26 protein-coding genes are annotated in these 26,926 nt (G+C 64.0%); 13 read left to right on the plus strand and 13 right to left on the minus strand.

Going from position 1 to position 26,926, the window contains the following annotated elements; all coding sequences use genetic code 11:
* Positions 1–388, minus strand: a 388-nt coding sequence (locus ACIP1U_RS29210; RefSeq protein ID WP_400322547.1) for an aldehyde dehydrogenase family protein, incomplete at its 3' end; no start/stop codon positions are given.
* Positions 389–625: 237 nt separating this feature from the next.
* The gene (locus tag ACIP1U_RS29215; RefSeq protein ID WP_400322549.1) at positions 626–1,618 is read right to left on the minus strand and encodes a LysR family transcriptional regulator; all 993 of its coding nucleotides are present in this window, start codon (positions 1,616–1,618) and stop codon (positions 626–628) included.
* Between the two features lie 126 nt (positions 1,619–1,744).
* Between ACIP1U_RS29215 and ACIP1U_RS29220 the strand changes: the two genes are divergently transcribed.
* Positions 1,745–2,443, plus strand: coding sequence for a hypothetical protein (locus ACIP1U_RS29220; protein WP_400322551.1), 699 nt, complete (start codon positions 1,745–1,747; stop codon positions 2,441–2,443).
* 27 nt (positions 2,444–2,470) lie between these two features.
* Complete coding sequence (locus tag ACIP1U_RS29225) at positions 2,471–3,772, plus strand: NAD(P)/FAD-dependent oxidoreductase (protein WP_400322552.1); 1,302 nt, start codon at positions 2,471–2,473, stop codon at positions 3,770–3,772.
* A 138-nt stretch (positions 3,773–3,910) separates the two neighbouring features.
* On the opposite strand, the gene ACIP1U_RS29230 is transcribed toward ACIP1U_RS29225, so the two are convergent.
* The 7 genes from ACIP1U_RS29230 to ACIP1U_RS29260 form a co-directional block, all read right to left on the minus strand.
* Entirely contained in the window at positions 3,911–5,251 is a 1,341-nt protein-coding gene (locus ACIP1U_RS29230; protein WP_400322554.1) for an MFS transporter, read from the minus strand.
* Positions 5,252–5,893: 642 nt separating this feature from the next.
* Positions 5,894–6,814 carry a LysR family transcriptional regulator gene (locus ACIP1U_RS29235; protein WP_400322555.1) on the minus strand — a complete coding sequence of 307 codons (921 nt, stop codon included), beginning with the start codon at positions 6,812–6,814 and terminating at the stop codon, positions 5,894–5,896.
* A gap of 175 nt (positions 6,815–6,989) precedes the next feature.
* Positions 6,990–7,838, minus strand: a complete 849-nt coding sequence (gene phaZ / locus ACIP1U_RS29240) for a poly(3-hydroxyalkanoate) depolymerase (RefSeq protein WP_400322557.1) — start codon at positions 7,836–7,838, stop codon at positions 6,990–6,992.
* Positions 7,839–7,900: 62 nt separating this feature from the next.
* On the minus strand, positions 7,901–8,332 hold the full coding sequence (locus ACIP1U_RS29245; protein WP_400322559.1) for a phasin family protein: 432 nt from the start codon (positions 8,330–8,332) through the stop codon (positions 7,901–7,903).
* Between the two features lie 62 nt (positions 8,333–8,394).
* The gene (locus ACIP1U_RS29250) at positions 8,395–10,065 is read right to left on the minus strand and encodes an alpha/beta fold hydrolase (RefSeq protein WP_400322561.1); all 1,671 of its coding nucleotides are present in this window, start codon (positions 10,063–10,065) and stop codon (positions 8,395–8,397) included.
* A gap of 62 nt (positions 10,066–10,127) precedes the next feature.
* Entirely contained in the window at positions 10,128–10,592 is a 465-nt protein-coding gene (locus ACIP1U_RS29255; protein ID WP_400322563.1) for a MaoC family dehydratase, read from the minus strand.
* 466 nt (positions 10,593–11,058) lie between these two features.
* A complete protein-coding gene (locus tag ACIP1U_RS29260; protein WP_400322565.1) occupies positions 11,059–11,958 on the minus strand; it encodes a LysR substrate-binding domain-containing protein in 900 nt (299 codons plus the stop codon).
* 167 nt (positions 11,959–12,125) lie between these two features.
* On the opposite strand from ACIP1U_RS29260, the gene ACIP1U_RS29265 reads away from it, so the two are divergent.
* Together ACIP1U_RS29265 and ACIP1U_RS29270 are read left to right on the plus strand one after the other, a co-directional pair.
* Entirely contained in the window at positions 12,126–12,968 is an 843-nt protein-coding gene (locus tag ACIP1U_RS29265; protein WP_400322567.1) for a class II aldolase/adducin family protein, read from the plus strand.
* 124 nt (positions 12,969–13,092) lie between these two features.
* On the plus strand, positions 13,093–14,412 hold the full coding sequence (locus tag ACIP1U_RS29270) for an MFS transporter (protein ID WP_400322569.1): 1,320 nt from the start codon (positions 13,093–13,095) through the stop codon (positions 14,410–14,412).
* An 18-nt stretch (positions 14,413–14,430) separates the two neighbouring features.
* Here the strand turns inward: ACIP1U_RS29270 and ACIP1U_RS29275 are convergent, their stop codons facing one another.
* Positions 14,431–15,114: a GntR family transcriptional regulator gene (locus ACIP1U_RS29275; RefSeq protein ID WP_400322571.1), complete on the minus strand. Its 684-nt coding sequence runs from the start codon at positions 15,112–15,114 to the stop codon at positions 14,431–14,433.
* Positions 15,115–15,289: 175 nt separating this feature from the next.
* Here ACIP1U_RS29275 and ilvC point away from each other — a divergent pair, with 175 nt between their 5' ends.
* The 5 genes from ilvC to ACIP1U_RS29300 all read left to right on the plus strand — a co-directional run bounded on the left by ilvC (position 15,290) and on the right by ACIP1U_RS29300 (position 21,143).
* Positions 15,290–16,306 (plus strand): ketol-acid reductoisomerase, encoded by a 1,017-nt coding sequence (gene ilvC / locus ACIP1U_RS29280; protein WP_400322573.1) that lies wholly within the window; start codon positions 15,290–15,292, stop codon positions 16,304–16,306.
* A 126-nt stretch (positions 16,307–16,432) separates the two neighbouring features.
* Positions 16,433–17,989, plus strand: coding sequence for a Rieske 2Fe-2S domain-containing protein (locus ACIP1U_RS29285; protein WP_400322575.1), 1,557 nt, complete (start codon positions 16,433–16,435; stop codon positions 17,987–17,989).
* Between the two features lie 73 nt (positions 17,990–18,062).
* Entirely contained in the window at positions 18,063–19,055 is a 993-nt protein-coding gene (locus ACIP1U_RS29290) for a PDR/VanB family oxidoreductase (protein ID WP_400322577.1), read from the plus strand.
* Between the two features lie 476 nt (positions 19,056–19,531).
* Entirely contained in the window at positions 19,532–20,572 is a 1,041-nt protein-coding gene (locus ACIP1U_RS29295; protein ID WP_400322578.1) for an isocitrate/isopropylmalate dehydrogenase family protein, read from the plus strand.
* 391 nt (positions 20,573–20,963) lie between these two features.
* Positions 20,964–21,143 (plus strand): hypothetical protein, encoded by a 180-nt coding sequence (locus ACIP1U_RS29300; RefSeq protein WP_400322580.1) that lies wholly within the window; start codon positions 20,964–20,966, stop codon positions 21,141–21,143.
* A 101-nt stretch (positions 21,144–21,244) separates the two neighbouring features.
* On the opposite strand, the gene ACIP1U_RS29305 is transcribed toward ACIP1U_RS29300, so the two are convergent.
* On the minus strand, positions 21,245–22,243 hold the full coding sequence (locus tag ACIP1U_RS29305; RefSeq protein WP_400322581.1) for an AraC family transcriptional regulator: 999 nt from the start codon (positions 22,241–22,243) through the stop codon (positions 21,245–21,247).
* A gap of 268 nt (positions 22,244–22,511) precedes the next feature.
* On the opposite strand from ACIP1U_RS29305, the gene ACIP1U_RS29310 reads away from it, so the two are divergent.
* The 4 genes from ACIP1U_RS29310 (at position 22,512) to ACIP1U_RS29325 (ending at position 25,692) form a co-directional block, all read left to right on the plus strand.
* Entirely contained in the window at positions 22,512–23,567 is a 1,056-nt protein-coding gene (locus ACIP1U_RS29310) for a 3-keto-5-aminohexanoate cleavage protein (protein WP_400322583.1), read from the plus strand.
* An 84-nt stretch (positions 23,568–23,651) separates the two neighbouring features.
* Positions 23,652–23,858 (plus strand): DUF1289 domain-containing protein, encoded by a 207-nt coding sequence (locus ACIP1U_RS29315; RefSeq protein WP_400322585.1) that lies wholly within the window; start codon positions 23,652–23,654, stop codon positions 23,856–23,858.
* A 57-nt stretch (positions 23,859–23,915) separates the two neighbouring features.
* Positions 23,916–24,590: a DsbA family oxidoreductase gene (locus tag ACIP1U_RS29320; protein ID WP_400322587.1), complete on the plus strand. Its 675-nt coding sequence runs from the start codon at positions 23,916–23,918 to the stop codon at positions 24,588–24,590.
* A gap of 124 nt (positions 24,591–24,714) precedes the next feature.
* Positions 24,715–25,692 (plus strand): tripartite tricarboxylate transporter substrate binding protein, encoded by a 978-nt coding sequence (locus tag ACIP1U_RS29325; protein ID WP_400322589.1) that lies wholly within the window; start codon positions 24,715–24,717, stop codon positions 25,690–25,692.
* A 257-nt stretch (positions 25,693–25,949) separates the two neighbouring features.
* On the opposite strand, the gene ACIP1U_RS29330 is transcribed toward ACIP1U_RS29325, so the two are convergent.
* Positions 25,950–26,408, minus strand: a complete 459-nt coding sequence (locus ACIP1U_RS29330; protein ID WP_029047420.1) for an HU family DNA-binding protein — start codon at positions 26,406–26,408, stop codon at positions 25,950–25,952.
* A gap of 271 nt (positions 26,409–26,679) precedes the next feature.
* On the minus strand, positions 26,680–26,919 hold the full coding sequence (locus tag ACIP1U_RS29335) for a hypothetical protein (protein WP_400322591.1): 240 nt from the start codon (positions 26,917–26,919) through the stop codon (positions 26,680–26,682).
* Positions 26,920–26,926 lie beyond the last annotated feature (7 nt).

Here is a 26,926-nt window from a genome sequence, read left to right on the forward strand (position 1 = left end):
TTCCGATCGTGGTAACGAACTCCATCTTCCGCAGCGCTTCGACCGCCGATTCCAGCAACTGCAGGCCCATCGGCGCCTGCCTGGCTTTGCTCAGCGACAACGGCGCACCGATCTCTTCACGAATCGCGGTGCTGATCTCATCAATCCGCGCCCTGTACAACTCAATGATGCGACCGAGCACTGCCGCGCGCTCCTCGCGCGTCGTCGTGGACCAGGCCGGGAACGCCGCGCGGGCGGCGTCGACCGCACGCTCCACATCCTCGGCGCTGCCCATGGCGAGCTTGCCAATGACCGCCTCGGTGGCCGGGTTGACGATATCGATGATGCTGCCTTCCTTCGCCGGAGCGACCCACTGGCCACCGATATAGAACTGCTTGAGGTTGTACATGCCCTTCGTCTCCATTTTGTGGCGTAAAGCCTGTTCTGTTCGCTCCTGGCTATTCTTGACCTGCTTGCACGGTGCGTCCAATGCATAGTGATGTCATTCCCGATAACTTGTAGTCATCGGGCGCCGTCCCCAGTGACGCCCTCTTGCCGCGAGCGGCCGCGCCGGCGGCACTCCTGCGACCGTGGGCAGCATCATTGCTACGCGAGCGCAAGCCTGGCGTTGACCGTGCCCGCTGGATCAACTGCGATGACCAGACCCGCGAGCGCGCCGGCGCGCGGCACGTGCGTGCAGTCGGGCGATGATGGCGTCAAAGCTCTCAAGCTGCCGGTGGATCTCCGCCTGCCCGTGCTCGACGAGAAACGACCGGAATGCCATGGCAACGCGGGGGATGCGCACTCCGGGGAGGTGCAGGACATACCAGTCGCGCTCGATCGGGTTGTCCTTGAGCGGCAAGAGTCCGATCAGCCCGGCCTGGAACTCCAGCGTGCAGGCATGCAGCGACAGGAACGCAACCCCTAGCCTGGCCGCCACCATGCGCTTGATGGCGGCGTTGCTCGACAACTCGGAGCCGATTGGCAGGCGGTGGCCCGCTTCCCGGAATAGCCGTTCCACCGTGTTGCGCGTGCCAGAACCTCTTTCCCGCACCAGCAGGTTGGCGTCCAGCAGGTCCTCCAGCGTAAGGTTCTTACGCCCCATCAAAGGGTGGTCAGGCGCGGCGATGAACGCCATCGGGTGCTTGGCAAACGGCGTCGCGTGTGTACGCAGGTCGGTAGGCGGCCGGCCGATGATGGCGAGATCGATCTCATGCATGGCAAGCATGCGGACGATCTCCTCGCGGTTGCCCACGTTCAGCTTGATCTTCACCTCGGGCCGTTCTCCCGTGAACGCCACCAGCATCGGCGGCAGCAGATACTCAGCCGTGGTAATCGCGCCAACCCGCAGCGTGCCGGCAAGGTCGCCCTTCAGCGCCGCCACCTCCTCGACCGCATCTCGCCACAAGCGCAGGATCTGACCGGCATAGCCCGCCATGACTTCGCCTGCCGGGGTCAGCGCCATGCCTCGCCCTATCCTTTGCACAAGCGGCGTGCCAGTCGCCTGCTCCAAAAGCCGCAATTGCAGTGACACAGTTGGCTGGGTCAGGTGCAGCTCTTCGGCCGCGCGCGATACACCGCCCAGGCGCGCAACGGCGTCGATGGCAGTCAGCTGCCGAAACGTGGTGATTCGATGCATATTTAAAAGCCTATGAGTTGTTTTGAATTACCAATTTTTCAGTATGAAACTGCCCCCGTATAGTGGCCATCACCGAAGCGCAAAACAAGCCATTCCTGGCGGATTGGCATCAATAAGGAGAAGGCAATGGCACTTGAACTGCTTGTACTGACGCTAGACGACATCGTGTCGTGGCATGGCGACCAGCACGGGGACCGCTTGGACTGCACTCGCCCTGAGCGCGCGGACGCCAGCGACGATCGGCATGCAGTAGCGCAGGCGAAGGCCCTGGCCGACACGTTCACCCGATGCCGCCATGAGGTGCGTCTCGCAAGAAGCGAGTCGGCGCGCGCGCATGCCGAGGCCCGCATGTTCGCCAGCGAGCAAGGCTTCATTGCCGCGTGCGCGGCGGGCGATTTTGATATCGAGCGGTGGGCGATGGCGTGGATGGAGGATGCCGACCGTACCGGCGGACGCCTGGCGCTTGCCTCGATGCTTTCGTCCCGAATGGTATGTGCCACGATGGAAAGCGCGCTGGGACAGGACTGGGCCGACCGATTCTCCATCGTCGCCACCGCCGATGCCATTCCCGTCCATGAGGCAGAGGACGAGCAATATCGCCTGATCCTGCGTACTACTGCCATACCGGCGCACCAAGCCCTGCTCGTTACCGCTTCAGCGCACTGCGAAGAGATTGCGCGCGGTATCGGCATGCAAGCCGTGCGGCTCGGTGCGCAGGCCAACCTGACCGTGCCCTCCCGCGACAACATCGATGCATCGTGGATCACGATTGATGTGCCGGAGCATTCCCGTACCGCAGGCATGACCGAATCCGCGGTTGGTTGAGTCCCAGATTTCTCACGAAAGGCTCTCATGAGAACGATCGTCATCGTCGGCGGCGGCGCCGCCGGTTTGCAAGTCGCCATCGGGCTGGGCCGCGCGCTGGGGAAGCGCCGCCGCGCCAGGGTGGTCCTGGTCGACCGCAGCCCCACGCACCTGTGGAAACCGCTGCTGCACGAAGTAGCGGCAGGCAGTGTTGAACCGACCATTCACCACACGTCCCTCGCGCTGCAAGCGCAACGCAACCATTTCCAGTTCATCCGGGGGAACCTCGTTTCGGTGGATCGCGCGCTCCGCACCGTCTCCGTGGATACAGGCGGCAACGCGGAAATCGCCGGCACTGATCCGCAGGTCATTGCATACGACAAGCTCATACTCGCCATAGGCGGTGTCACTGAGTACTTTGGCGTGGCCGGTGCACGCGAACATGCACTAGCGCTGGACAGCGTCAGCAGCGCCGAGCGTGTGCGCGACAGGCTGCACGCCGCGTTGCGCTCCAAGTCCGAGCAGGAGAGTTCCCTGGGAACGGTAGGAAAAGTGCGGGTCGCTATCGTCGGTGGCGGCGCGACAGGCGTCCAGCTTGCCGCTCAGTTGCGTCGAACCTCGCGACTGCTGAACCGCTATGGCGTGCATCAGCTCGACCCAGTCCAGGACGTGGACATTACTGTGCTGGAAGCCGCCCCGAGTATCTTGCCCGGAATGGATGGCGAGCTGGCGGCGCGCGTCGCCCGGCAGCTTGCCAGGCAAAACATCGGCATCGCGACCGGCCAGCGCGTAACCGCCGTCACCCCGGACGGCCTGAAGCTCAATGGCAATGAGCCGCTGAATGCCGATATCGTCGTCTGGGCCGCAGGCATTGCCGCGCCGGCCGAGGTCGCGGCAATGGGCCTGGCAGTCAACGGCAAGGGCCAGGCGTGCGTGGATGCGATGCTACTGTGCGTAGGCGACGAGAATATTTTCGCCATAGGCGATTGCGCAAGCTGCCGGCCTACCAATGTCGCGAAGGAGCTTCCCACACGCGCGCAGGTCGCTTTTCAGCAAGCCTTGTACCTGGTGGCGGCAGTTCCGCGGCACTTGGCGGGCAAGCCCGTGCGGCCGTTCTTTTACCGCGACTATGGGTCGGTGATCTCGCTCGCCGGCGCCGGCGCCGTCGGATCGCTGGCCACGGTAAAGGGCATTCCCGACTGGTACGTGGAAGGGCGCCTGGCCGCCTTGCTGCACCTTGCGATCTATCGCCGGCATATTTTTTCGATCAACGGCTGGCGGCGCGCGCTGGCGGTCTCGTTGTCGCACGGGCTCGAGCGATGGCTAGGTGCAGGGACGCGGCTGCACTAGGTCGTTCGCCGCGGAGCCCGAGCGGGCTCCGCGGAACGCCCTGCCCACATCGGTCCATGCGCCTTCGGAATGACCACTCACCGATTGGTTTCCTCGAGGCGCCGCACAATCCGCGTCTCGAGCGCATCGCCGGGCCACTCAGCCGCGCAAGCGCCGGATGGTGCGGTTAGGATGCTGGCCCACAATGCCGATCAGGCAGCCTGCCACCATCACCGCGCCGCAGACGGCAAAGCCAAGTTCGAAACCATGCGCGGCGCCGGCGCTGGCCCGTGTCTGCACCAGGCGACCCATCACCACCGGCGCGATGGCGCCCGCGCTTGTAGCCACCGCAGTGGCCAACGCGATCAACCCGCTGCGCTGGGAATCAGGCACGATCTCGCCGAGAACTGCCGGCCCCAGCGCAGCCGCAATCGTCGGCAGCGTGGTCGATACCGCCAGCAGTGCGACCTTGCCGACAGGCGGCAACGGCACGAACGGCAACAGCAGCATCGCCACACCGCCGACGCCCACGCAGACACAGCCGAACATCACGCGCGCGGTGCGCGATGATGCGCCGGCGCGCAGCATGCGCTGCGAACACCAGCTCAAGCCCATGCTGACGGGCATGCCGGCCGCGACAATGATGGCGAACATGGTGCCGGCCTGCGCCGCATCGAAACCCAGGCCCCGTTCGAGATAAGACGGCAGCCAGGTCAGCGTCAGCGCCAGGCCACAGTAGGCAGCGAACGCGGTGACGAAGCCGCACAGCACCGTGGCATCGGTCAGCAGCAGGCTGTACGGCACGCGCCGCGGCTCCTGCGCAGGCGCATTGCCGGCGGGGGTCGCTTCGGTGTGCAGCGTGCCTTCGCGGCCGTAGAACAGCCAGCCTACCGCCCACAGCGCCGACGCGGCGGACAGCACGATGAAATTCGCGCGCCAGCCCCAGTGATGCGTGATCAGCGGAACGGCGAGTCCCGCCAGCAGCAGGCCGACAATCGCGCCCTGATTGATCAGCGACACCGGCAGGTTGCGCTTCTCATGCGGAAACCACTTGTAGAGCGCATGCACCGAGACGGGAAAGCCGGGCCCTTCGCCCGCACCCAGGATCACGCGCGACAGCAGCAGCGTCCCGGCGGTGGACGCCAGCGCCACCGGGAACTGCACCAGCGTCCAAAGCACCGCCATGCCCAGCAGCAGCCAGCGCGTCGGCACGCGGTTGCCGATAAAGCCGACTACCGCTGCGGACAGCGAGAACAGCCAGAAGAAGCTGCCCGCGATCACGCCGAACTCGGTCGGGCTCAGGTTCAGTTCACGCATCAGCGGTACGGCCACCATGCCCAGCACCACCTTGTCCAGGAAATTGATGGCCGAGAACACCGTCAGCCAGCCGGCAATGGCCCACGCCCTGCGAGGCTGGTAGGTCGACGCAGCATTGGACACGCCGTGCGCAGTGGCCGGCGCGGCGCCTTGCGGCGTTGAAGTCGTCACTATGTCTGCCATCTTCCTGCTCTCCAAATGAGGTAATCGGTCGATTCATGCAAAACAATGGCGGGCGGGCCGCAGGGACAGGCGCGCCGATGCTTGTCGTGCCCGGCCGCCGGTGGCGAGGATCACGGTGGTTGCCTGTGGGGATGGGGCGCGGACCGGAAGAATTCGTCCGATTCGCGGCGCGTCTTACTCAACTGGCTCGATATCGATCACCTGCCCTATCGGTACTTCTGATTATCGAAAAGTACCATTGGACAGGATCACCGGTATCACGTCAACGAATCCAGTACCATTGAAGACCTAGGGATAACCCACCCCTGGTCGCGCCACAGGGACTCCACCACTTCTTTCAGGATGAGTGCCTTCGCGTCGCCGGAATGAGTTTGATTGGCGCGGCTGCCTGGAACAGGTCGGGAAGCCTAGGGTCGCGCCAAGGGCCTTGTACGCGTGTTGGATCAGGAAATTTGCCGAGTCAGCGATAAACGCGGCGGTGCGACAGTCGTGCTCCTACGGGCTCGATGCCGTGAATGCTCCCGATGTCGTGCCGGCAAAAAAGTGATAAAGGGGTATTCGCCAAGATGCTTGCGCGCGGTCAGTGCCGCGGCTCACAAGCGACCGCCATTTCACCGATGGGGACACACCCGACCGTTGCGGTCAGGCACAGTGGCGGTCAGCTGCTTTTGACGCAACACTGTGCAGCCGCTCGATCAACCATTCCGCGGCGGGCGACAGCGTCCAGCCGGCCAGGCTGACGATGCCGATGTCGAAAACCCGGTCCAGCGGCGGCGAGAGATTGAGCGCCACCAGCGACCCGCCGTCAAGTTCCGCGCGGACTGCCGTATTGACTGCTAGCAGCACCGCGTCGCTTTCAAGCGTCACACTGATCAGGAGCGGAACGAAGTCGCTGATCAGGTGCATGGGCAATGGGCGCGCCGTTTCCAGGCCGAAGTACCTGGCCAGCGAATCCTCCGACTCGGCCGGCCGTCGGCCGGAGAGGATCGGGTAATCGAGCAGGTCCTTCGGTCTCACCACCGGTCGGCCCACGAGCGGATGATTGGCGCGGCAATAGGCGCGGATGTTTTCCTCGGCAAGCCGTCGTGTGGCGATCCGGCTATCCTCTCCGAACGCGCTCAGGTCAGCGACGAAGAACTCGATCACACCATCGAGCAACATCTGCATCAGGACCGCGGCGCTGTGGTTTTCGATCTCGACCCGCAGGCGCGGGTGCTCGCGCGCCAACTCCGCCATCACGGGCGGCAGCAAGGCGGCGAGCGGCAGCGGGCCCGACCCCATCCTCACGTGGCCCACCTCGCGGCGCAGCATCATGTCTACCTCCTGCTGCAGACTGCGGGCGTCCATCAACAGTGCGCGCGCCCGCTCCGCCACCTGCCGGCCTACCGGCGTGATCCGCACACCCTGTCCGTCCCGATCGAACAGCTGGCAGCCTAGCTCGTCCTCGAGCGCGCGAATGCTGCGGCTCAGCGCCGGCTGTGTCAGGTGCAACGACATTGCGGCGCGCGCGAAATTCAGCTCTTCGGCCAGTACCAGTACATGGCGCAGCTTGCGCAGATCCATGATGCGTTCTCATTTTCGGGAAATGGCGCCAATCATTGCACCGGACTTCAGCCTCTGGCAAGCCCGGTGAACGGGATGTTTGCATGGGCCCTTGCGGAGCCTGACAAAGGCATCGCAAATGCTCGGGATTGGTCATGGTTGACGCAGCTGCGGGCAGGATCGGCGATGAACCTGTTTACCGATGCGTAGTGATGCGGCGCAGGAAGCCGTGGACAATGCCGGCCGCATGTTCCGGCCCGGTCACCAGGAAGAGGTGGCCATCATCGACCATCTGCAGCGTCGAGTCAGGGATGCGGGCCGCCAGGATCCTGGCATTGACCGGCGGCACGATCGGGTCGTCGGTGCCGTGCATGACCAGCGTGGGCTGCCGCAGCGCGCCCAGCCACGGCAGGCTGCTCCAGCCCCATGCCGCCAGCAGCTGGTAAAGATAGCCGCGCCCTGAAGGCGGTTGCATGTACCGGCCGTGTTCGTCGAGCAGGGAAGGATCGTGGCGCAAGGCGCCGCCGTAGAGGTCCGCGCCGACGCGGCGCAGGTAGTGCGGATCGGTATAGCGTCGCACGCCGATCATCCTGGCGAGCACCGACACTCTGCCCGGCACCATGATCACGCCGGGTGACGTTGCCGCCAGCACCAGGCGCCGGCACCGCGAGCCATAAAGACGAGCGAATTCCTGCGCCAGCGCCCCGCCCCACGACACGCCCAGCACATCGACCTGGCTCGTATAGCCAAGGTGCGACAGCAGGCGGTCGGCCAGCACGCAAAGACTGGAGAAGCGGTAGGGCATCGTCGGCGCGGGCGAGCCGCCCGCGCCAGGAACGTCGAAAAGAATGACCTCGATGCCCGGCAGGGCATCGACAAAGGGGGCGAGGAGTTCGAGGTTGGCGCCGATGCCGTTGAAGATCAGCAGCGGCGGTCCTGCATCGCTGCCGGGCCGGATACCGGCCCGCACTACCTGGCCGTCCAGGTCCACGGTCAGCACCTGCAGCGCTTGGCCGGCATGCGTGCCGGCGTCTGTTGTTGTCATCAGCTTGTCCTGGATAGGTTGCGTGGGGGGCATGGCCGGCGCGCGGCCATGCCCGCCGCAACTTATTGTTTCGGGCGCAGGATCCCCTTCATCTCCTCAACGTTCTCGGCGACGCGGCGTCCGACCACCGAAATGCTGTCCGCCTGCGCCTTGTACAGCGTGTCGGTCAGGCCGCGCACACCGGCAACGGCCTTCTGCAGCGAGCGCGGCAGGGCTTCCGCCAGCTTCGCGGGAGCCTTGCCATCGACAGCCTGGCCGCCGCGCGACAGCGCCTGCAGATCGGCGGTGGCATCGCACAGGTACTCGGCCTGCTGGCGCACCAGCGACTGCAGGCCACCGAGCAGCATGACGTTGACGCTGGCGAGCGCCTCGATGTCCTTGCGGCGCGATTCCAGGATCGCGGCTGGATCCAGGCGGTTGTTTCGCACGAAGTCGAACAGCTTCTTGTGCGGTGCCTGCGCGGCCGATGCGCCCGCGGTGTTGGTCGATTCCATCTTGATATCTCCTGACAGTTGGGGTTGGGGAATTCAGATTGCAGTGTTGCGGCGGTGGCGCACTACGCCTCGCTCACATAGCGGCCCGGTGCTTCGCCACAGGGGGCAAAGCGCAGGCTGCCGGGCTCGGCGGGCGCATTGCGCTTCGGGCCCGAGCGCTTCTTCAGCCACTGGGTCCAGTGCTCCCACCACGAGCCCTGCTCGGCGGTGGCGCCTTCCAGCCAGGTTTCTGGCTCCGCATCCGGCGTGCCATTGCGGAAATACTTCGCCCTGGAATTGCCAGGCGGATTGACCAGGCTCTGCACGTGGCCGCTGGAACTGAGCACAAACTCAGTGCGCCCGCCGAACGCTTGCGCCGAGCGGTACACCGCCTTCCATGGCGTGATGTGGTCGGCCATGCCGGCCAGCACGTACTTGTCGCAGTCCACGTCGGACAGCGAAATGGCATGGCCGAGCACGTTGAGCGCGCCCGGCGTGGCGAGCTGATTCAGCGTCAGCATGTCCAGGAACTGGCCATGCAGGCCGGCCGGCAGGCGCGTGGTGTCGTTGTTCCAGTAGAGGACGTCGAACGCCGGCGGGGCATTGCCGAGCAGGTAGTTGTTGACCCAGTAGTTCCACACCAGGTCGTTGGGCCGCAGCCACGCAAAGACGCGGCCCAGGGTCTCGCCGTCGAGCACGCCGCGCGAGGCGCTGCCGTGCCGCGCAGCAGTGACCGCCTCGGGCGTGCTGAACAGCCCGAGCTGCGACTCGGCATCGAGGCCGAACACCGCCACCATCAGCGTGACCGCATGCACGAGCTTCTCGCCACTGGCTGCGCAATAGCCCAGCAGCGCCGCCATCGTCATTGCACCGGAGCACGCGCCATGCAGGTTGACATCGGCACTGCCGGTGATATCGCGTATCGCATGAATCGCTTCGACCAGCGCGCCGACATAGGTATCGAGGTTCCAGTCGCGCTGCGCCGCCGTGGGATTGCGCCAGCTGACCACGAACACCTGCAGCCCCTGCCCCAGCATGTACTCGACCAGGCTCTTGCCCGGCGCAAGGTCGAACACGTAGAACTTGTTGACCTGCGGCGGCACGATCAGCTGGGGCCGGGCATGCACTTTCGCGGTAGTCGGCGCGTACTGGATCAATTCCAGCACCTCGTTGCGGAACACCACCGCGCCAGGCGTGGCAGCCAGGTTCTTGCCGACGCTGAACGCGTCCTTGTCGACCTGCGTGGGCATGCCGCCGTTGGTCAGGGCGTCGCTGGCCAGGTTAAACAGGCCGCTCACCAGGTTCATGCCGCATGACTCGAAGGTCTTGCGCAGCGCTGCCGGATTGCCCGCCAGCGTGTTGGTCGGCGCCAGCGCGTCGGTCAGCAGTGACATGAAGTATTGCGCGCGATGCTTGCTGCGCGGGTCCATCACCGAACGCCGCACCGTGCCCTCGAGCGCGTCTCGCCACGCCTGGTAGCCCTGCAGCGACATGCGGAACAGCGGATGCTCGCGCCAGGCATCGTCGCTGAATCTGCGGTCGTGCGCCGACGGCGTGGGTGCCGAGCCGTCCAGCACGCTGACCAGGTCATGGGTGAGCTGGGCCTGCTGCTCGAGTACCAGCACCGGCTCCCGCACGCACTGCGCGCCGATCTGCTGCGCGGCTGTGATGACGTCCTCGGGACGGATCCCGACAAAGGGATTGGGTCCTGCCAGAAAATCGGTTGGCGCCTCCATGTTGGCTGCACTTGTCATACTGCTTCTCCTGTCTCTTCCTTGCTTCCTTCCTTGCTTCCTTCCTTGCATCGGTTGCCGCTTCACGCCATGACAAGCGCCAGCGCTTCGGCCACCATGGCGGGCTTGGCTTCGCCCTCGATCTCCATCGTGTTTTCCGTGCGCAGCAGCACGCGGCCGTCGCCCTTGTTGTCGGCCGACATCAGCCTGACGCGATTGCGCACGCGCGCTCCAACCTTCACCGGCGCCAGGAAGCGCGTCTTTTCCACGCCATAGTTGACCGCGGCGCGCGCATCCGCTGGCACCACCCCCATGTCGACCATCTTCCCGGCCAGCAGCGACAGCGTGAGGTAGCCATGCGCGATGGTGCCGCCGAATGGGCTTTCCCTGCGCGCACGCTCTACGTCCACGTGGATCCACTGGTGGTCTCCGGTGCATTGCGCGAATGCATCGATGCGCGCCTGGTCCACTTCCAACCACGCCGAAACGCCGAGTTCCTTGCCGACGAATGCGCCGAGCGTGCCCATGCTGTAGCCTTCAATTGCCATATGCTTCCTTGCTCACCCTGGTTATCCGTGCATGCCGCACCGTGTCGGACGCACGCTTGTTTGTCTGCCGCATCGTAGTGGCGCGGCGCGCAAAGACAGCTACCCAAATCGGCCCAATTGCTGACAATGCTTGCCTGCTTTGCAGGGCTGTGGCACGGCGCGCGCGCGATGCGCAGCCGCGGTCGCACGGAATGGCAGGATTTGTCAGTCAGGCGGCCGGCATTGCCAGCCCGGTGCGGCGCTGCAGGAAGCGGAATTTGCGGGACTGGGGTGCAGCGGAGGGACTCGGTGCGGCCGGTCAGAAGAAGCGCTGTCGGCCAGCAGCGCCTTCTTGGCGCGACGAAGCGAAGGAGCCGTGCTCAGTACATTTTCTGCCAATCGTCCAGGTGGCGTTTCATGGCACCTTTCAGGTCTCGATGGCTCGATGGCTCGAAGGCACTTCGAGGAAATGAACTTGAGGAAAGCGCTACAGACGATCTCGCACGCCAAGCTGTTCGAGCAGCCACTGGACGAATGCGTTGACCTTGTGCAAATGCGCTTCGTTCTGCCGGTAAGAAAGGAAATGGGTCTCGCGCGCAACGTGGTCGAACTCCTCCTCGCCCAGTGCAATCAGGTCGCCCTTTGACAGCTCCCGCTCTGCCAACCGGATGCTCTCCAAAGCGATGCCCATGCCGTCGACCGCTGCAGAGATGGCAAGCGCCCCCCGGTCGAATGACGCCCGCGGCCGCGTCGGGCAGGTCATGCCGTTTGCACCGAACCAATCTGCCCAGGTCACCCGGCTCAGTTGCGAATCAATCAGCGGGAGCTTTTCCATCTGCGTGCGCAAGGGCTCGTTTGCATCGATCAGCGAAGGCGAACATAGCGGGAGGATGCGCTCCATTCCCAAGGGTCGAACGATCAGGCCCGCGCGGGAATGCGCTGAACCATAGGTAATGGCAAGGTCCACTTCGCGGGCGTGCGTCAGGTCGATGGCTTCAGCCCCCGACGACAGCCGGATCGTGATGTCGCCATGCGTCTGCATGAACTGCGGCAACCGAGGGCCGAGCCACTTCACGGCAAAACTGGGCGCGCAGTAGACCGCAAGCACTTGCGACTGAGGCGCGAGCGCGACCTCATTGCAGGCGGCCTCGATCACATCGAACACACGCGACAGGCTTTCCTGCAGGCGCTTGCCTTCCGGTGTCAGCTCAACGCGGCGCGTGCGCCGGTCAAAAAGCCTTCGTCCGAAGTACTCCTCCAATTCCTTGACCTGGTGGCTGATCGCCGATTGCGTCAGGTGAAGCTCCCTGGCGGCGAGCGTGAAGCTCTCCAGGCGCGCTGCCGCCTCGAAGGCGCGAAGCAGTACAAAGTTTGGAACACGTCTCATGGCAGAGCTTTTATACATGAGTGTGGTTCATGCTTTCATGAACACCCATCGTTTGTCAATCAACTCCCTCGCGACGACTATGAAGGCGTACCGCAGGCCTTCCGCACATGAAATGCGCGTCTTGCGAACACCAACCAGTCCCTACACATTTCTACCGAGGAGTCGACATGGCAGCAGTACTTGAGCGCGCCCCGCAGGTCTTCAACGACAAGGAGCGCACCTCCATCTACCAGCCGGAACAGATGGGGTTGATCTATCCCTCCGTCCCGACATTCGCCACGCCCGCCGAAGAGCGTCAGCATCGCAAGGAGCGCCTGGTCGCGGCCTGCCGTGCCTTTGCGCTGGAAGGTCTCGACTACGGCTTCGCCGGCCACCTGACGGTGCGCGACCCGGAGCATCCGGAGTTGTACTGGACCAACCCGATGGCGGTTCACTTTGCACAGGTGAATATCTCGAACCTCATCTGCGCCGACCACGAGGGCCGTGTGGTCGAAGGCGACTATGCCATCAATCGCGCCGGCTTCGTGCTGCACGCCGCGGTGCACGAGATGCACCAGGACATCGTTGCCATGTGCCACGCACACACCGAGTACGGCACGGCGTTTGCCTCGCTGGGCAAGGGACTGGACCCGATCACGCAGGACGCGGCGGCCTTCTACGAGGATCACGTGGTGATCGGCGACGAGGCCGGCAAGGTTGCCGTCGAAGTCAAAGGCGGCCACAAGGTGGCCAATGCCTTCAAGGGCGTCAAGGCGGCCATTCACCAGAATCACGGCCTGCTCACGGCGAGCCGCCACAGCATCGAAGCGGCTGCCTTCTGGTTCATCGCCCTGGAACGTTGCTGCAAGCAGCAACTGATGATCGAGGCGACGGGCATTACGCCCCGCCTGGTGACGCCCGAGCGCGCCCGCTACAGCCGCGAGCACGTCGGCAGCGACTACATCGGCTGGCTGCATTTCCAGCCGATCTGGGACCACCTGCGCGTGACCCAGCCAGACATGTTCGATTAAGCACCGGCATCGCACGCCGAGTCCGCGTCGGCGCGGACTTGGCAACCGGCCCCAACCCACCTTGGCGCAATGCCAGGGCCGGCTTCCCTCCAGATCGATAAATACAGCCCCAAGGAGACACCCCATGCAAACCACAACCAGCGTGGTGACGCCTTACGTCGCCACCGAATCGGCTACCTATGCAAAGGTCATGTGGCGGCTATTGCCGTTCCTGTTCCTCTGCTACATGTGCGCGTACCTCGACCGCATCAATGTCGGCTACGCCAAGCTGCAGATGATGCAGGACCTGAGCCTGAGCGACGCAGTTTACGGACTTGGGGCAGGCATCTTCTTTGTCGGCTACCTTCTGTTCGAAGTGCCAAGCAACCTGATCCTGCTGCGCGTCGGTGCCCGACGCTGGATCGCACGCATCATGGTGACCTGGGGCTTGATTTCCGCGGCCATGATGTTTGTGAAGACCCCGACAAGCTTCTACATCATGCGCTTCCTGCTAGGCGTGGCCGAAGCGGGCTTCATCCCGGCAATTCTGCTTTACCTGACCTATTGGTTTCCGGCATCGCGCCGAAGCAAGGTCACCGCGCTGTTCTTGACCGGCATCCCCATGTCTGGCGTCATCGGCGGCCCGCTGTCTGGCTGGATCATGAGCGCCATGCACGGCGCGCACGGCATGGCTGGATGGCAATGGCTCTTCCTGCTGGAGGGTATGCCCACCGTGCTCGTCGGCATCATTGCCTACTACTATCTGGACGACAAGGTCGCGGATGCCAAATGGCTCAGTGCCGAGCAGCGCACGATGATCGAGAAGAACCTTGCCGCGGAAAGCAAAGGGCATGCGCTGCATTCCGTTCGGGACGGGCTGACCAACCCCCGCATCCTGCTGCTCAGCCTGATCTACTTCTTCTTCACCATGGGGCTGTATGGCGTGAGCTTCTGGCTGCCAAGCATCGTCAAGGCCAGTGGCGTCTCGGATCCCCTCGACATTGGCTTGCTGTCTGCAATTCCCTATGCCGCGGCGACGGCTGCGATGATTCTGGTGGGCCAAAGCTCGGATACCCGCGGTGAGCGGCGCTGGCATCTGGCCCTGCCTGGGGCAATCGGTGCGCTCGGCCTATGCGTCAGTGTCGCGTACGCAAACAATACGACTTTGGCAATGCTGGCGCTGACGCTTGCCACGATGGGGATCATGACCACGATCTCGCAGTTCTGGACGCTGCCCCCGGCGATTCTCGGCGGCGCGGCCGCTGCGGCCGGTATCGCGCTGGCGAATTCCGTGGGCAGCATCTCCGGGGTCATCAGCCCGTACCTCATCGGCTGGGTGCAAACGAACACCGGCACGACGGGCAACGGCGTGCTGGTCCTGGCCGGAAGCCTGGTGATTGGCGGCCTGCTGGTGTTCACAGTGCCTGCGCGCCTGGTCAATATCGGCAGGCGGGACAACCGGTAATGCCCGATGCGAACCTGGCTATGCCGTCTGGCGCGCGTCGCCAAGATACTCGTCCAGGCGGCTGGTCAGGTTTTCCCTGGCGCGGGTGGTGTGCAAGTCAGTGAGTTCAGCGGCACGGGCGGGATCGCCCGCCGCAATGGCTTCGGCAATCGCTTCGTGTTCGTCCCAGATGGTTTTGCGTTGCTGGGCCGAGGATTGCAGAACGGCTCCCATGGCCCGCCGCAGATGCACCCAGTAGTTCTGGGCGCTCTGCTCCAGGAATGGATTGCCTGCCGCGCGGTAGATGGCGTGATGGAAGGCCATATCCGCATCGATCATGGCTTTCACATCCCTGCCCTGTGCCGCACGCCGGCCGTTCGCAATGAGCTTTGGATCGACCTTGAAATGCCGCTGTGCTGCGAGCCGCGCAGCCAGCGAGTCAAGCGAACCGCGGATTTCATAAAGATGCCCGATCGAGACCGCGTCCAGCGGCGTGACAAGTACACCGCGCCCCGGCGCGTCCTGAACAAAACCGTCCTTCTTGAGAATCCTCAGCGCCTGAATGACAGGAGAACGCGACACCTGCATCTGCTCGGCAATTTCTTCCTGCGTGAGGCGGGTTCCAGGCGCCAGAGAACCATCGCTGATGGCATCAAGAAGCATCTTGTACACCTCGTCCACGAAGTCGGGACGGGATTGAATCTTTGGAAAAGTGGTTGCCATGGCACTGCCCTTTGCACTCTGTATTCAATCCATTTTGGTGGAACGGCGCTCTCCATGCAATGCCATCGTGCCGGTTTCAACAACCTCCTTGACTTTGTTGGGCCTTGCCATCAACAATCTGAACTCTGAATACAGAGTTCAGATTTGAAAGTATAGTCATCGACAGGAACAGACCATGAAAGTTTTCTACGATAAAGATGCTGATATGTCACTTCTGCGGAACCAGCAGGTCGCCGTCATCGGATATGGCTCCCAGGGCCATGCCCATGCCCTGAACCTGAAGGACAGCGGCATCAACGTTGTGGTCGGGCTGCGCGAGGGGGGCGAGTCCTGGCGAAAGGCGGCCTCCGCAGGCCTGCAGGTCGCCACGATGGAAAAAGCGGCCGCCGCCGCTGACCTAGTCATTCTTCTCATCCCCGACGAGACCATTGGCAGGGTCTATCGGGAGGTCATCGAACCGGCCATGCGTCCAGGCGCCACGCTGGCATTCGCGCACGGCTTCAACATCCACTATGGGCAGGTGATACCGCGCACGGACCTCGATGTCGTCATGATCGCGCCCAAGGCGCCGGGTCACACGGTACGCGCGACGTACGCGGAAGGCGGCGGCGTCCCGGGCCTGATCGCCGTCGCGCAAGACCGCTCCGGCCGCGCACGGGATATCGCGCTGGCCTATGCCACGGCGATCGGCTGCGGCCGTTCCGGCGTGATCGAAACCAATTTCCGGGAGGAGACCGAGACCGATCTCTTCGGTGAACAGGCGGTGCTATGCGGCGGAACGGTGGAGCTGATCAAGGCCGGATTCGATACGCTGGTGGAAGCGGGCTACGCCCCGGAGATGGCCTACTTCGAGTGCCTGCACGAACTCAAGCTGATCGTCGACCTGATCTACGAGGGCGGCATCGGCACGATGAACTATGGCATCTCCAATAACGCCGAGTTTGGCGAATACCTGACCGGCCCGCGCATCGTCACCGATGACACCCGTGCCGCCATGAAGGCCGTGCTCGCAACCATTCAAACGGGCGAGTACGCGAAATCGTTCATTCTTGAGAGCCAGGCCGGAGGCCCGACTCTGCAATCCCGCCGGCGCCTGACGGCAGCGCATCCGATCGAAATAGTTGGCGAAAAGCTGCGCGAGATGATGCCGTGGATTCGCCAGTCTGCGCTGGTCGACAAAGCCAGGAACTGATCACTCAATAAGGCCCCCCGATTCAACGTATACCCCAGCTTACAGGGCGAAATCGCGCAACTAAACTCTGTATACAGAGTTCGGAACTCAGTAGTCAAAGATAGTCCGACACACAGGAGACCCACCATGACCACCACACCTTTCGACAAGCATGATGCCGGCAAGACCACCGGCGGCAATGCCGCCAACACCCCCGTCGTCAAGAAGCTGATCCCCTTCGGCGGCTACTACACCAACCGCGTGCCCGACCACGACCCGGAACTGACCGAGACCGGTCCCGGTACGCCGATGGGTGAATACATGCGCCGCTTCTGGCATCCGGTCTGCATGTCGATGGAGCTGACCGATACGCCCCGCTTCCTGAAGATCCTCAATGAGGAACTGGTCGCATTCCGCGATGGCAGCGGGCGCGTGGGCTTGCTGCATGCGCATTGCTGCCACCGCGGTGCATCGCTCGAATATGGCGCGATCCAGGAACGCGGCATCAAGTGCTGCTACCACGGCATGGTGTTCGATGTCGACGGTGCCTGCCTGCATGTGCCCTTCCCCGAAGGCGAGGAAAAAGAAGCGGAGAAGTACGCCTGCTCGATCCGCCAGGGCGCGTACAAGGCCATCGAGCGCAACGGGCTGGTGTTCGCTTACATGGGACCGCCCGAAGAAGAGCCGCCGTTCCCGGAGTGGGAGCAGGACTTCACGGTGCTGCCGACCGACGAACTGGTGGCCTACAGCAACTTCCAGCACTGCAACTGGCTCCAGGTGCAGGACAACGCCGCCGACAACTTCCACCCGACCGCGCTGCACGCCGCGAAAAACGTGGTGGGTGGCAAGTTCCAGAGCACGACCTTCGACGAGGTCGGCGCCGCATCGATGGAAGTCGCGCCCGACATGCAGTTCATCCCCGTCCACGGCGGCCGCGGCCTGGCCTGCGCCGGCGCGCGCCGCGTGGACAAGGACAAGATGTTCCTGCGCATCCAGCACCAGGTACTGCCCAATCTCAGCCTGCACGCGTACACATCGGAGGACGGCTCGCAGAAGAAGCTGTTCAGCCGGTTCCACATCATCCGCTGGACGGTGCCCGTCGACGACGAGAACAGCAAGATGATCGGCTGGCGTGTCATGGGTCCTGGCATCGACACGCGCGGCGTGGGCGACAAGCGCCTGGTCGGCTACGAGAGCATCGACTTTCTTGACGGCCAGGTCGCGATGCGTCGCCCTGAACGCTTCGGCAAATACACGCTCGAGGACATGCCGCCGATCCCGTCGAACCACCGCGAACGCGAGAACTACAAGAATGCGCAGTATGCCCCGGGCGACTATGAAGCCATCATCAGCCAGCGTCCGATCGCGGTGCATTCCCTGGAGAACCCGACCAAGTTCGACGCCGGCCTGTTTGCCTTCCGCAAGATGCTGCGCGATGCCGTGCGCGGCAACAACGCCGCCGCAGCAGCCCAGGGCTTCGCGGAATGGCTGCGAGAGGTCAACGGCGCCCCGAACAGCTACTGCTCGGGCAACGTCTTCGAGCTGCCTCAGGCCGACTCGATGGAGCAAGAGGTCGCCAACCGGCGCCTGCTGGCGCGCAAGGCGGTCGCCATCCTGACCGAGGCCGACAGGCTCAAAGGCGAGGCTCGCGCGGCGTTCGTCAAGGCGAAGTTCGACGAACTGGAGCAAAGCCTCAAGGCTTGAACGAGCCGTTGATTGAAATCGCCGGGCGGCACTGAACCGCCCGGCAGGTGTACCTGGAGACTTGAGGTTCCATATGAACGCCCCCACCAATGAGCGCGAAGCGCTGACCCACCTTGAACTGGTCCTCCGGCAGGTTCGCATGGAAGCCGCCGGGATCAATTCCTTCGAGTTCGTCGATCCCGACGGCAACGAGCTGCCCGCCTTCACACCCGGCGCCCACATCGATGTTCACATCGCCCCAGGTGTCATCCGTCAATACTCGCTGTGCAACAGTCCTGAAGAACGCCATCGCTATGTCGTGGCTGTCCTGCGAGATGAGTCAGGACGCGGCGGATCCCGCGGGATGCACGAAACCCTGCGTGTTCCCAACCGGGTCAGGGTGGGCGTGCCTCGCAACAATTTCCCGCTCGCCGAGGGTGCGAGGAAGGTCATCCTGATCGCCGGTGGCATCGGTGTCACGCCGCTTAAAGCCATGGTTCACCAGCTCGAGGCAGAGTGCAGGGATTATGCGTTGCACTATTGCGCCAAAGGCCCCGAGTACGCCGCCTTTGAAGCCGAGCTGCGAGGCATGGCGAGGACTGGCACGGTCCAATGCCACTTTGACGGCGGCGATCCAAAGAACGGTCTGGATATTGCGAAGCTGCTCGAGCACCTCCAACCCGATACCCATATCTACTACTGTGGGCCCGGCGGCTTTATGGAGGCCTGCAAGCAGGCTTCGGCGCACTGGCCGCCAGCCTCGGTGCACTGCGAACACTTCAAGGCCCCGGTGCAAAAGGCGCCCGGTGAAGGCGTCAACCCCACGGTAGGCTATGCAGTCGAACTGACCCGATCCGGCCTGACGCTGACTGTGGCACCGGACCAGAACCTGGCCGAAGTTCTCCAGCAGGCCGGTGCGCCCGTGGAGACTTCGTGCCAATCCGGCCTGTGTGGCACTTGCAAGGTCCGGCACATTTCAGGTGAAGTCGACCACCAGGACTTCATCCTGGATGATGGCGAGCGTGAAAGCTTTATGACGCCATGCGTGTCACGAGGTTGCGGCGGCACCCTTGTCCTGGATCTGTAGTCATGTTCGACGGAGCCCGGCCATGCGAAGCGACAGCAGCACATTCGCACTTGTTCTTCTTTTCTGTGGCCTGGCTTCCGCGGCCGCACCCGTGGTGGACCCCGCACTTGCACGTGCCACCTATTCAATGCAGGCGACCATTGAGCGTGCGCTTGACGAGCAGTCCCAACACTGCGACGCGGCGAGTTGCGCTCGGCTGGCCTTGCTCAAGGTTGCACTGCAGTCGCCCCAATGCAAACCGGCAAACCAGTCGCGCCGGCCTTCGTTCTGTCAAATTCAACCGGCATGATGGCCGTCACCGCCAGCCGCCCCTGCGGCTCGTTCCACACATCTCCGCGCTAACCTACGTTAACCCTGATAAGAAATCCGTGACTTTGACAGTTTGCTGACAGCCTTCCCCTCCTAGAATCTGGGCCCTGATCAGCTGGATCAGGCGACGCCGGCCAGCGACTCTCACTCTACGACAGGAGAAGCAAATGGAAGACGGTGCACGCGAACAGATCCCGGCCACGCTGATCCCCGGTGACGGGATCGGTCCCGAAGTAGTGGACGCCACCGTCAGGGTACTGGACGCGCTCGGTGCCCCGTTCGCCTGGGACCTCCGGCGCGCGGGCATGGCCGGCGTCGAATACAGCGGCGAGCCCATGCCGGAAGACACGCTCGACAGCATCCGCCGCACCGGCCTTGCGCTGAAGGGGCCGCTGACCACCCCGGTGGGCGGTGGCTTCCGCTCAGTCAATGTGCGCCTGCGCGAAGCCTTCAACCTTTACGCCAATGTGCGCCCGGTGCGAACGATCGTCCCCGGCCGCTTCGACAACATCGACCTGGTGCTGGTGCGCGAGAACGTCGGCGGCTTCTACGTGGCGCACGACTACTACATCCCGGTCGGCGACGACCCGCATGCGGTGGCAGTGTCCACGGGCACCAATACGCGCGACGCTTGCCGCCGCATTGCCCGCTTTGCGTTCGAGTACGCCGTCACGAACGGCCGCAAGAAGATCACGGTGGTGCACAAGGCCAATATCCTGAAGGCGCTCACGGGCATCTTCCTGGAAGCGGCGCGGGAAGTCGCCAGCGACTACGCCGGCCGCGTCGAGATGGACGACATCATCGTAGACGCCTGCGCGATGCAGCTGGTGCTCAACCCGTGGCGCTTCGACATGCTGCTCTGTACCAACCTGTTCGGCGACATCCTGTCGGACCAGATCGCCGGCCTGGTAGGCGGGCTCGGCATGGCACCGGGCGCCAACATCGGCGACGACGTGGCGATCTTCGAAGCAGTCCATGGCTCGGCACCCGACATCGCGGGCAAGGGCATTGCCAACCCGATCTCGCTGATGCTGGCCGCCGGGCTGATGCTTGACCACGTCGGACGCCAGGACCTCGCCACGCGGCTGCGCTCGGCCATCGAGCTCACTGTCAGAGAGGACCAGGTGAAGACCGGCGACCTGCACGGCACGGCATCTACGCTGCAGTTCGCGGACGCGGTAGTGAAACGCATTGTTTCCGCCGGCTGACTCCCCGCCCCGGCAGCACGCGGCATCCCCTGCGGAACGCGACAAGCCGCCAGCGCGGCGGCCCGCGTTCAGCACTGCCATCCTCCATGGTCATTTCATGCTCCGGCACGTGCACTGCACGTGCCGGCGGGATGACCTCGCCCTGAACTCAGTGCGCCAGTCAGGCGCACGCACATCCGTCCAGCCATCCACGCGGCCTGGCCGGCAAAGAGATATAGAAGACGATGTTGACCCTGCTCGCCTGGCCTTGACGAGAATGCGTTCGCTGCGCTGCCTGAAACTTGCTTCCGACGAAGCACGCAAAGGTTGCGTTATGCCGCAGACATTTCTGCCTTCTCCCGCTACGTTTCTTAAATGAAACTTAGAACAGTGGTGTAATGAACTGTGAGGGATGGCCGTGTACGATCGTGACTTGTTCTTTGCCGCGTTTGGGGTGATTGTGTTCCTGGGCTACTTGTTTTTCGGTGGTGTGCCGCTCTATGAGAAGGTGACTGCCGGCATCAATGCCATCAGTGCCGTCATCCAGACAGCAAATCAAGCAGGCGAAGACCGCGCCGGACGCGTGCGCTAGTCCCGGATATTGGCGCAAGGGGGGCCGGGTTGTGCAAATGCATGCCAGGTCCTTGTTTTTCTGGAAAACCCAGTCTCGCGAAATCCGATTCCTCGCAGGCCCTACGGCGTGCGGCGGTAGGCGTTTGGCGTGCTGCCGGTCCAGTGCCGGAAGGCCCGGTGGAAGGCCGTGGAATTGTCGAAGCCCACGTCGAAGGCAATGGCCGTGATCGCGTCATTGGTGCGCGTCAGGCGCTGGATGGCGATGTCGCGTCGTACGCCGTCCTTGATCGCCTGGAAGGTGGTGCCTTCCGCGGACAGCCGGCGGCATAGCGTGCGCACGGAGCAATGCAGCGCCGTGGCCACGGCTTCGATGGTCGGCGCTACGGGCAGGCAATCGGCCACATACTGCCTGACGCGATGACGGGTCATGGGCTCGGCGAACGTGACGAAGATCCAGTCCTCGGGGGCGCGAGCGAGGAACTTTTCAAGGTCGGCCTTGCGTTGCCGCACCGGCATGTCGAGGAATGCCGCGTCGAAGACAATGCCCCCGCGCTCGCAGCCGAAATGTACCGGGCCGGGGAACAGGTAGAGATGGTCGCTTGCCTGCTCAGGCTGCCCTGACGGCAATTGCACCGCCTGCAGCGGAATCTTGTGTCGGATCAGCCATGACGCCATGCCATGCACCAGCTTCAGCATCAGTTCGCGCGCCATCGGATTCACGGCCGGACCCGCTGCGGCCTCCACCAGTTCCACATACGCGGCATTGCCCTCGCGCCGCGACTCCACGCGGAACTCGTCCAGCAGCAGGCGGAAGAATTGCCCGAAGCGATGCAGCGCCACTTCGAGCCGCGGCGCATCCAGCAAGCTCAGGCACAGGTACTTGAGCGTGCCGTTGCGCAGCGGGCGGCTGAAGATGCCGGGCATCTCATCGTCTAGTTCGTGCGCCAACAGCCGGTACAAGGTCGAGAACTGCTCCTGCGTCACGCGCGCCGCGGGCTCGTCCATCAGCTCCGCCGCAATGCCCGAGCGCGCCGCCAGCTGCGCAATCAACGCAGGATCGGCACCGGGCAGGAAGCCGTGGACGAAGGAAACCGGGACGGTGGGGGACAGGCAATTCACTTGGAAACTGGCATCGTATGCGCGGCTGGGAATGAAAAGACAGCGCGTCTGCGCCATCGCTCCGACACTGTGCAACGTAGCCCTGGCCGCGCACATCGTGTTTTCCCTGACTGTCCCGAAATGTCAAATGATCGTCCCGGATCGTCAAATTGGTTCATGCCGTTGGCCGATACTTCGGGTCATCCGAAAGACGATGAAACTGGCTGACGGACCGCGAACCAGCAGGTTCTGGCCGGACCGCTTGCCAACAACACCCAGGAGCAACAGCATGCAATTCCTCGACGATTCCCTGCACCCCGAGAACATGGACAAGGTGGTCATCACCGTGGCGCCGTATGGGCCGGAATGGATGCCGGAAGATTTTCCGGAAGACATCCCCGTGACCATGGAAGCGCAGGTGCAGAAGGCCGTCGATTGCTATAACGCCGGCGCCACCGTGCTGCACCTGCACGTGCGCGAGCTGGATGGCAAGGGTTCCAAGCGCCTGTCGAAATTCAATGAACTGATCGCCGGCGTGCGCGAGGCCGTGCCCGACATGATCATCCAGGTCGGCGGCTCGATCTCGTTCGCGCCGGAAAGCGATGGTGAAGCCGCCAAGTGGCTGTCGGACGACACCCGCCACATGCTGGCCGAACTGACACCGAAGCCCGACCAGGTGACCGTGGCGATCAATACCACGCAGATGAACATCATGGAGTTGCTGTATCCCGAATACCTGAAGGGTACGTCGCTCGAGAATCCGGCCTATCAGGCGGCATACAGCGAAATGACTGTGCCGGCCGGCCCGCAATGGGTGGCCGAGCACCTGCGCCGCCTGTCGGCCGCCGGCATCCAGCCGCACTTCCAGCTCACTGGCATTCATGCGCTGGAAACGCTGGAGCGCCTGGTCCGCAACGGCACCTACATGGGCCCGCTGAACCTGACCTGGATCGGCATCGGCGGCGGCTTCGACGGTCCCAACCCGTTCAACTTCTTCAACTTCGTTCACCGCGCGCCGGATGGCTGCACGCTGACCGCTGAATCGCTGCTCAAGAACGTCCTGCCGTTCAACATGATGGCGATGGCGATGGGCCTGCACCCGCGCTGCGGCATCGAGGACACCATCATTGACCAGCACGGCAACCGCATGACTTCGGTGCAGCAGATCGAGCAATGCGTGCGCGTGGCCAAGGAACTGGGCCGCGAGATCGCCTCGGGCAAGGAAGCGCGGGAGATCTACCGCATCGGCACCTGGTACGACAGCGCCGAGGAAACCCTTGCGGCGCATGGCATGGCGCCCAACCGCAAGACCGGGCAGAAGAACCTGCCGCAGCGCGCGGCCTGACGCGCGTCGCCTGGCCGCGGGCACACCGCCCCGGCCGGGCGTTCACTGGCCCGCGCGCCGACCGAACCACGACACCCTGAAGTCATGAATCCTGCCGCCCCCGCCTTCGCCAACCCGTGCCTCAACATCTGCCGCCTGGACGTCGCTGGCAAGTACTGCCAGGGCTGCGGCAGGACACCGCTGGAAATCGGCACCTGGAACCGCATGACCGAGGCCCGGCGCGCCGAGGTACTGGCCGAGCTGCCAACGCGCCAGCCCTGGCGTCGCGCGCAGGCCGCGTCCGCGCCCTGATTCCCCATCGCCCCCCGCCAGTCACGCATGTGCCGGCGGGCGTCATTGAGCCTTGCCATGAACCACCCCACCACGCTTACGGTCGATGCCTACTTCGACCTGATCTGCCCCTGGTGCATGATCGGAAAGAAGCACCTGGCAACCGCCATCGAATGGCTCACCCGGGAGCACCCGGACGTTGCCGTCCGGATCGCCTGGCGCTCTTACCCATTGATTCCGGCCACGCCACCGGAGGGCACGCCTTACCGAGAGTTCTACCTGGCACGGCTGGGAGGCCCACAGGCCGTGGCCGCGCGCCAGGCGCAAGTCTGCGCCGCGGCACTGGACGCCGGCATCACGCTGGCGCTGGACCGCATCGAGACCTTTCCCAGCACGCTGCTGGCCCACCGGCTGGTACGGCACGCCGTGCGTCAAGCCGGCTCCGATGTCGCTTCGGCGCTGCTGGACGAGCTGTTCACGCGCTACTTCATCCGCGCCGAGAACATCGGGGACCCGCAGGTCTTGCGGCGCGCGGCGGCTGCCTGCGGCATCGCGTTGCGTGATGCAGGCGCCAACGCCGGCTCGCCTGACCTGGATTGGCTGCCCTCGCTGCACGACCCGGAGGACCGTCCGCTGCGCACCGGCTTCGGCGTGCCGCATCTGGTTTTCAATGGCACCCACAGTGTGTCGGGCGCTCGAGCGCCGGCCGTGCTGCTCGAAGCCATGCAGCGCGCCACACTGGCTGCCGGCTGAACCTGCCTGCGCCGGTACACGAGCCGGCGCGCGCCCCCGATCTCTTCAACCTGATCCCATGACCATCCCGCCACGAAGGCTGGCGTGGGCCAGTTCCATCTCATATCTTTAAACGGAGACATCCATGCCAACCCGCCCCACCCTGTTCCGTCCCCGCCACGCCGCGGTTGCCGCCATGCTGGCACTGGCGATGCCGGCCGCGATGGCCTGGACCAGCAAGCCCGTGCGCATGCTGGTGCCGGCGCCTTCCGGCGGCACCATGGACGTGATCGCACGCCTGCTGGCCGACCAGCTTTCGGCGGACCTCGGCACGCCTGTCGTGGTCGACAACAAGCCCGGTGCAGGCGGCGGCATCGCAATCAGCGCGTTGCTGGCCGCGCCGCCCGACGGCCAGACCATCATGGTGACCGCGACCAACGTGCTGACCGAAGTTCCGCACGTGCTGAAAACCCCCTACAACACCATGAAGGACATCCGCCCGCTGGCCGCCGTGGCGCGGTCGCGGCTGCTGCTGGTGGGCGCCCCAACGCTGCCTGCCAAGGACTTCACAGGCCTGGTGAGCTATGCGCGTGCCAATCCCGGCAAGCTCAGCTTCGCTTCCTACAGCGCGGGCACGGCGTCGCATTATGCTGGCGTGATCGTGAACCAGAAGACCGGCATGGACCTGCAGCACGTGCCGTTCGCCGGCTCGGCGCCTGCCCTGGCCCAGGTGATGGGCGGACAGATCGCGGTGATGTACGACGGCATGGTGACATCACTGCCGATGATCAAGGCGGGCAAGCTGCAGCCGTACGCCGTGGCGTCGAAGAGCCGCTCGCCGCTGCTGCCGCAGGTGCCGACCTTCGCAGAACTGGGCTACCCCGATGTGGAGTTCAGCAACTGGGTTGGCGTGATCGCATCCGCGCGCGTGCCTGTCGACCTGGCGCAAAAGATCCAGACCGCGACCTACAAGGCCGCGGCGACGCCGAAGGTGCATGAGCGGATGCAGGCACTGAGCTATGAGCCGATGCCGGCGCAGACGTTGCAGCAGCTTGGGCAGTCACTGCACGATGAATTCGAGCGCAATGGGGCGATTGTGAAGGCGTTCAATATCCAGCCTTGATCGGACGCTTCCGTTCGCACTTCTACACTCGGTGGGGCGCAAACAAAAAACCCGCGACCCTCTCGGGCCGCGGGCACCAGCTTCGGGGAAGACGCCGAAGCCTGTCACGGGGAGCGCCCCCGCACCCATGACGTCTGCGATTCTAGAGGGACACCCGCGCCGGCGGATTGACCTGGGTTAAATGCCCCAATTGTCCCAGCAATGAAAAAAGGAGCCGCGAGTGGCTCCTTTTTTCTTGGGACAGGCTGTGGCGCAGATCAGGCCGCCGCGTCCTTCAGCTTCTTCAGCGGGCGTACCTTCACCTTGACGCTGGCCGGCTTGGCCGGGAACCAACGCTCTTCACCGGTGAACGGGTCCTTGCCGAAGCGCTTCTTCTTGGCCGGGACTTGCTGCGCCGTCACCTTCAGCAGGCCCGGCAGCGTGAACTCACCAGCGCCCTTCTTGTTCAGCGCGCTGACGATGGTGTTTTCCAGATGGGCCAGAACCGTCTTCACGGTCTTGGCTTCCAGTTCCGTCTGGGCTACCAGGTGAGCGACCAGGCTAGACTTGTTGAAGGTGTCCTTCAGCGGGCGCGCAACGGGCGCAGCGGCGGGAGCAGCCTTCTTGGCCGGCGCGGCCTTCTTGGCGGCAGCCTTCACGGGTGCCTTGGTTGCCGCAGCCTTCTTGGCAGCGGGCTTGGTTGCAGTCTTCGCGGTCGGTTTCGCTTTGGTCGCCATATCGATATACGTAAGTTGAACGATGGATGCCGGCTCATCGTTTTGCATCGCTCAGCAGCGCTGCGCAAAACGCCTTGTCGGCGCCCACTGAATCATAGCGGAAACAGCCGTAAGTCAAGGGGTTTTCGTGCATGCGACGTGCAAAACCCCGTGAAAACCCCGGGTTTTGTCGCGGCTTTGCCTCAGTGAAAACGCGAAGAGGGCCTACGTACCCCTGTTTTGGCGCTTGCGAACACTGCGCGACGCGAACATGCCGACCGCATTCCGTGCCTCAGCCGCGGACCGAAAGCGCAAGCAACGGGCCTGCAAACAGGGCGCCGAGCGCCAGCAACGGCAGCGATGCATCGGCCTGCGCCCATGCGTGCAACAGTGCCGGCAAACTGGCCTGCATGCCGAACACGCTGGCCACGCACAGCAGCGAAACCGGTGCAACCGCGGCGAGCGCCAACGTGCGCAGGGGCCTGCCGCCAAGGGTCGACGAAACGCTGGAGAGGGTCTTTGGTCGGGGCATGTCGGCT

Source organism: Cupriavidus sp. NPDC089707 (assembly GCF_044748965.1).
In the GTDB taxonomy this organism is placed as follows: domain Bacteria; phylum Pseudomonadota; class Gammaproteobacteria; order Burkholderiales; family Burkholderiaceae; genus Cupriavidus.